This is a genomic window from Streptomyces sp. NPDC055506 (assembly GCF_053643595.1).
The window spans coordinates 23,806-30,332 of sequence record NZ_JBSHKH010000103.1; the positions used below are offsets into that span (position 1 = coordinate 23,806).

6 protein-coding genes are annotated in these 6,527 nt (G+C 72.2%); 4 read left to right on the forward strand and 2 right to left on the reverse strand.

Translation table 11 applies throughout. The annotated features are described in order from the left end of the window. Positions 1-5: 5 nt before the first annotated feature. Both ACWIF2_RS30165 and ACWIF2_RS30170 read right to left on the reverse strand, forming a co-directional pair. On the reverse strand, positions 6-755 hold the full coding sequence (locus ACWIF2_RS30165; protein ID WP_454363961.1) for an ABC transporter permease: 750 nt from the start codon (positions 753-755) through the stop codon (positions 6-8). A gap of 25 nt (positions 756-780) precedes the next feature. Further along, complete coding sequence (locus ACWIF2_RS30170) at positions 781-1,563, reverse strand: ABC transporter ATP-binding protein (RefSeq protein ID WP_454363962.1); 783 nt, start codon at positions 1,561-1,563, stop codon at positions 781-783. Positions 1,564-1,642: 79 nt separating this feature from the next. Between ACWIF2_RS30170 and ACWIF2_RS30175 the strand changes: the two genes are divergently transcribed. The 4 genes from ACWIF2_RS30175 to ACWIF2_RS30190 all read left to right on the forward strand — a co-directional run bounded on the left by ACWIF2_RS30175 (position 1,643) and on the right by ACWIF2_RS30190 (position 6,506). After that, entirely contained in the window at positions 1,643-2,284 is a 642-nt protein-coding gene (locus ACWIF2_RS30175; protein ID WP_454363963.1) for a TetR/AcrR family transcriptional regulator, read from the forward strand. A gap of 128 nt (positions 2,285-2,412) precedes the next feature. Next, a complete protein-coding gene (locus ACWIF2_RS30180; protein ID WP_382581231.1) occupies positions 2,413-3,261 on the forward strand; it encodes a 3-hydroxyacyl-CoA dehydrogenase family protein in 849 nt (282 codons plus the stop codon). 149 nt (positions 3,262-3,410) lie between these two features. Beyond that, the gene (locus tag ACWIF2_RS30185) at positions 3,411-3,734 is read left to right on the forward strand and encodes an STAS domain-containing protein (RefSeq protein ID WP_454363964.1); all 324 of its coding nucleotides are present in this window, start codon (positions 3,411-3,413) and stop codon (positions 3,732-3,734) included. A gap of 267 nt (positions 3,735-4,001) precedes the next feature. Further along, positions 4,002-6,506, forward strand: a complete 2,505-nt coding sequence (locus ACWIF2_RS30190; protein WP_454363965.1) for an ATP-binding protein — start codon at positions 4,002-4,004, stop codon at positions 6,504-6,506. Positions 6,507-6,527: the final 21 nt, after the last annotated feature.

The following is a 6,527-nucleotide window of genomic DNA, read 5'->3' on the forward strand; positions in this document are numbered from 1 at the left end:
CGTAGTTACGCTCCGGCGGTTCGGAACACGCGTGTGCCCACTGTCACGGACAGAGCCGTGAGGCCGGCGGCCACCAGGACGCCGTACAGCATGGGCGCCGTCGCGTAGCTGCCGACGTAGGCGTCGCGCACCGCGTCCACCAGATAGCGGAACGGCATGAGGTGCGACAGGACGTCCAGCCAGGCCGGGCCGAGCGTCATCGGCAGCATCAGGCCGGACAGCAGCATGGACGGCATGGTCAGCGCGTTGACCGCCGGGCCGAAGCTCTGCGGGGTGCTCAGCTTCATGGCCAGCGCGTACGACAGCGAGGCCAGCGAGAGCGAGAGCAGGGCGACGAACCCGAAGCCGATCAGGACGCCGGCCAGCGGGGCCCGCAGCCCCATCGCCATCGCCGCCAGCACCAGCAGCACTGCCTGGAAGACGAACACCGTGGCGTCCCGCAGCACCCGGCCGAGCAGCAGGGCCAGTCGGCTGACCGGGGTGACGCGCATGCGCTCGACCACCCCGTGGCCCTTCTCGATGATGATCGAGAAGCCGGCGAACGACGCCCCGAACAGGCCCAGTTGGAGCAGCAGACCGGGGACGAGCATCTGCCAGGAGCTGCCCTGCTCGCCGAGCGGCAGGTCCGTGAGCAGGGGACCGAAGAACAGCAGGTACAGCAGCGGCATCAGGACGCCGAAGAGCAGCGCGAACCGGGAGCGCAGGGACTGGCGGAGATAGCGCCCGTAGACGAGCGCGGTGTCATGCAACAGCATCGGGGTCCTCTGTGTCCTCTGGTTCTCAGACGGCGACGGGGGTCTGGTCGGCGGGCGCGGCGCTGCGGCCGGTGATGGCGAGGAAGGTGTCCTGGAGCGAGGCGTCGAGCGAGCCGCCGTACCGGAGCTTCAGCGCGCTCGGGGTGCCCTCGGCGACCACCACACCCTGGTCGACGACGACCAGCCGGTCGGAGAGCGCGTCGGCCTCGTCGAGGTAGTGGGTGGTCAGGAAGACGGTCGTGCCGTGCTCGTCGCGCAGCCGGCGCACCAGGTCCCACAGGTCGGCACGGCTGCCGGGGTCGAGACCCGTCGTCGGCTCGTCGAGGAACAGCACCTTCGGGCGGTGGGTGAGCGCCATCGCGATGTCCAGGCGCCGCCGCTGCCCGCCGGAGAGCGCGGCGCACTTGCGGTCGAGCAGTTCGGTGAGGCCCAGGTCGCGGGCGAGTTCCTCGGCGCGCTCGGCGGCCCGCGGCTTCGTCAGCCGGTACAGCCGCCCCTGGGTGACCAGCTCCTCCCGCACGGTGATCTGCGGGTCGACCCCGCCGGACTGCGCCACGTAGCCGCAGGCCCGGCGCACCCCGGCCGGGTCGGTCGCCAGGTCGTGGCCCGCGACGGTGGCGGCCCCGCCGGTCGGTTCCAGCAGGGTCGTCAGCATCCGCAGGGTCGTCGTCTTGCCGGCGCCGTTCGGGCCGAGGAAGCCGAGGATCTCGCCCTCGCGGACGGTCAGGTCGATGCCGCGCACGGCCTCGACCGGGCCGCGCTTCGTCTGGAAGGTACGGGCCAGACCGGCCGTACTGATGATTGCCATGCCCACAGAAAAACAGAGTCTCTTAAAGTTTGCAATGACCCCAACTTTTCAGAAACCCCAGGGAAGCTAGGATTCGGACATGGCTGAGGGGCTCAGGGAGCGGAAGAAACGCGAGACCAGGCAGCGCATCTCGGACATCGCCACCGGGCTGTTCCTGGAGCACGGGTTCGTGACGGTGACGATCGCGGAGGTGGCGGAGGCGGCCGACGTCTCCGTGAACACCGTCTACAACTACTTCCCGGCCAAGGAGGACCTCTTCTTCGACCGCTCCCAGGGCGTCGTCGACCGCCTCTCCCGCTGGGTGCGCGGCCGGGACACGGGGGAGTCGGCCACCCGGGCGGTGCTGCGCGAACTGCGCGCCGAGACCGAGGCCGTCTCGCCCCGGTTGGGCCTCATCGAGGGCTACGACCGCTTCATGCGCTGCATCGACGAGGCGCCGCCGCTGCGCTCTCGGCTGTGGAGCATCCAGCAGGAGGTCCAGGACAACCTGGAGGCGACCCTCCGCGAGGAGACCGGCGCCGGTGACGGCGACCCGCTGCCGGGGCTGATCGCCGGTCAGATCTGCTGGATCCACGGCACCGTCTTCGCCGCCGTCGGCCACGAGATGGTCAAGGGGCGCAATCCGGACGAAGTGTCACGAGAGATGCTCGTCCTCCTCGACGACATCGAGGAGCTGTTGAGCGAGAAGGTGCTCAACTACGCCGTACGAGGCGCCGCGTGACCCTGCCCGGTGTGATGTCCGTCATGTGAGACGTGACGCGCGTTACTTAGCGGTCACACAGCGCCTCACGAGCGCTAGTGTCCGCCGGAGAGGCATACATAAGAGCCGTGTCAGCAGGGAGTCGTAACGTGGCAGGGAAGCTCGCCGTCATCGGAGCCGGCCTCATGGGAGCCGGCATCGCCCAGGTATCGGCACAGGCGGGCTGGGACGTGGTCCTGCGCGACGTCACGGACGAGGCGCTGAAGCGGGGCACCGACGGAATCAAGGCCTCGTACGACAAGTTCGTCGCCAAGGGCAAGCTGGAGGCGCACGACGCCGACGCCGCCCTCGCCCGGATCACCGCCACCACCGACCTGGACGCCGTGGCTGACGCGGACGTCGTCGTCGAGGCCGTCTTCGAGAAGCTCGAGATCAAGCACGAGATCTTCCGCGCGCTCGACAAGCTCGTGAAGGACGAGGCGATCCTCGCCTCCAACACCTCCGCCATCCCGATCACCAAGATCGCGGCCGCGACGGAGCGCCCCGAGCGGGTCGTCGGCGCGCACTTCTTCTCGCCGGTGCCGATGATGCAGCTGTGCGAACTGGTCCGCGGCTACAAGACCAGCGACGAAACCCTCGCCAAGGCCCGGGAGTTCGCCGAGTCCGTCGGCAAGACCTGCATCGTCGTCAACCGCGACGTGGCCGGCTTCGTGACGACCCGTCTCATCTGCGCCCTGGTCGTCGAGGCCGCGAAGCTGCAGGAGTCGGGCGTGGCGAGCGCCGAGGACATCGACCTCGCCTGCAAGCTGGGCTTCGGCCACGCCATGGGGCCGCTGGCGACGGCGGACCTGACGGGCGTCGACATCCTGCTGCACGCCACCAGCAACATCTACACCGAGTCCCAGGACGAGAAGTTCGCGGCTCCCGAGCTGATGCGCCGGATGGTTGACGCCGGTGACATCGGACGCAAGAGCGGGCAGGGCTTCTACAAGCACTGAAACCGCACATGCCCCGGGGGCATCACACCCCCGGGTGAATTCGGTATCGGTTCGCTTACAGGAAGCAACCTCTGCCCCCTCCACGCAGTCAGAGGTTGCATCACCGGCATCAGAACGCGGAGCACGAGACGCACGCACGGGGAGCGCATATGTTCATCAGGGGCGACCACGCCGAGCTGGTCGTCGGGGGCCGCCTCGACGTCCGGAGCGCGGCGGACGCCCGTACGGTCCTGCACTCGGCCGTCGACGACGGAGTCGGCGACCTCGTGCTCGACCTGTCCGAACTGGACTCCTGGGACGCCACCGGACTGGGCGTGATCATGGGAGCCCACCGGCGGGCCGGCCGCTGCGGCCGGCGCCTGGTGCTGCGCGGTGTACCGCCGCAGATGCAGCGCCTGCTGGTGGCCACCCGCCTGCACCGGATCCTGGCGATCGAAGGGGGCATCGGAGTGGAGACACTGCCCCGCGTGTGACGCCGGAGTACGGGTGTGAACCGGGCGACCGGGGAGACCCGGACGGACCTTGTCGAATCGTGCGACGAGCACAATCCTCACGAGACCGTGACGTCTCGGACGCCGCGGTACCCCGGACTGTCGTAGATACTGTGCGAATGGTTTAGGGTTCGGCTGCCCGCTGCCTTGCCACCCTTCGAGCGGGCCCGGACCAGAAGCGACAGCGCGGTGTGCAGCAAGGCCGGGAGGGGCTTCACAGCACACACCCGCTTTTGGGGGGCTTGACTTATGGACCCGAACACCACGGGACCCGAGGAGTACGGCCACGACGGCGACGGCCAGGGGCCGCGCCAGCGCCCGCCCCGGGAATCCCTCACACCCGACTTCGCGCAGCACGCGCCCGCGCTCGCCCGCACGGTGCGGCTCGTCGCCGGCGACTTCCTGCTGACGGTCAACCCCGTCGACGGCAGCGAAATAGAGGCCTGCCCGCCCGCCGAACGGCCCGCCCGGCCCGTGAAGCTCACCGCGGCCGAACGCGCCGAGGCCGAGCGCGCGGCCCGGCCGCCCGTCCCGCCCGGCCCCGCGCGTCCCGCCCTGCCCCTGCTGGCCCGCCAGGACGAACGCGAGCGACTGGTGCGCCTGCTCGCCCGCGGCCGCTCCGTCCGCCTCACCGGACCCGCCGGCTCGGGCCGCACCCGCCTCCTCGACCTCGTCGCCGAGGACTGCTCGGACCTCGCCCCCGACGGCGTCGTCCGCCTCAACGGCTTCGGCCGCACCTCGGGCGACCTGCGGTACGAGCTCTTCCGTGCCGTCTTCAGCGCCCCCCTGTACCGCCCGGACGAGGAGGAACTGCTCACCCACCTCCGAGAGATCGGCGCGGTCGTCGTCCTCGACGACATCGAGTTCGGCGGCGCCGCGCTCGACGAGCTGCTGGAGGCGACCCCCGAGTGCGCCTTCCTGCTCGGCGCCACCCCGGACGTGCCCGCTCCCTCCGCAGGCTCCGCCGTCGAGGAGGTCGCCCTCGGCGGCCTGGAACGCGCGGCCGGACTCGACCTGCTGGAGCACGCCGTCGGCCGGTCCCTCACCGAGGAGGAGTCCAACTGGGCGGGTGACCTCTGGTTCGAGTCCGAGGGCCTTCCCCTGCGCTTCGTCCAGGCCGGTGCCCTGCTGCGGCAGCGCGACCATCTGCGCGCCGGGACGAGCGCCGTCGACGAGTTCGGCGTCTTCGAGGACGCGCCCCCGGCCGAGGCGTACGACGCCGCCGACGGGGACGACGTACCGCTGCCCTCGCTCGGCGAGGCCGCCGCCCCCGCCCCGCTGCTCGCCTCCCGGCTGAGCGCCTCCGCCCGCGCCACCCTGCGCTTCGCCGTCGCCCTCGGCGGCGAGGTCCCGCACCAGGCGCATCTGCCCGCCCTGGTCGGCGACACCCACGCGGACGCCGCCCTCGGCGAACTGGCCGGCTGCGGTCTGGTCTCCCCGGTCGGCTCCCGCTACCGGCTCGCCGCGGGTGTGCCGGCCCAGCTGGAGGCCGCCGGATACGGCGACGAGGCCGAGGCCGGTGCCCGCAGCGCCGCCCAGCACTACTCCTGGTGGGCCGGGCACCCCTCGGTCACCCCGGAGCGCGTGTGCGCCGAGTCCGACGCCGTCCTCGCGGCCCTGGCCGTCCTCGGGCCCCTCACCCGGCCGCCCGCCGAGGACGAGGAGAGCGCCGCCGTCCACCTGGCCCGCACCGCCGCCCCCGCGTTCGCCGCAGGACTGCACTGGAGCGCCTGGGAACGGGCCCTGCGGGCCGGCGCCGAGGCCGCCCGGCTCGCCGGGGACGTCTCCGAGGAGGCCTACTTCCACCACGAGCTCGGCATCCTCGCCCTGTGCGGCGGCCGGCTCGACCGGGCCCGGGCCGAACTGGAGGCCTCCATCGGCCTGCGCGGCGCCCTGTCCGACAAGCGCGGCACCGTCGCCGGCCGTCGTGCCCTCGCCCTGGTCTCCGACCGCTCGGGCACCCCGGTGGGGCTCGGGCCGACCGCGGGGGAGGAGGTGCCCGACGCCCGGGTCGAGGAGTCGGCGTCCCCGGCCGGCGGTGTTCCGGCGGCCTTCCCGACGCTCCAGCAGCCGTCCTCGCCGACCGTGATCACCCACCAGAGCTCGCCCGCGTCCTCGCACAAGGCCCGGGGCGGCCTCAAGGGCCTGGCCCGTCGCAACCTCGTCGCCGCGGGCGCCGGTGCCCTGCTCGTCGCCGTGCTCGGCACGGTGGTGACCCTCGGCGCCACCTCCGACAAGGACCGCAACCCGCCCTCCGACCAGGTCGGCGTCAACCCCTCGGCCAGCCAGGGCCTGGGCGACGGCAGCCTGGGCGCCGACCCGGCGGCGAACGAGGGCGGCGGCGACACGGGCGCGGCGACCAGCCGCCCGACCGACCCGGGGCCGGACGGCACGCCCGGCACGTCGGACGATCCGACGCCGACGGACGGGCCGAGCGGTTCGCAGGACCCGAGCGACCCGGCGTCGACGTCCAAGCCGCCGACGTCCTCGAAGCCGCCGACCACGTCCAAGCCGCCGACGACGTCCAAGCCCCCCACGACGACCAAGCCTCCGACGTCCAACCCGCCGACCTCTCAGCCTCCGACGTCCGAGCCGCCGACCTCTCAGCCCCCGACGTCCACCCCGCCGACGACCAGCCCGTCCACCTCCGACTCGGCCAGCGGCCCGGCGCCGAGCGCCCCCACGAGTACCAGCGCGAGCGCGCCCCAGAGCAGTGAAGCGGGCACGCCCAGCAGCTCGGACCAGGTGATCTGACACCCGTACACACAGCGGGGC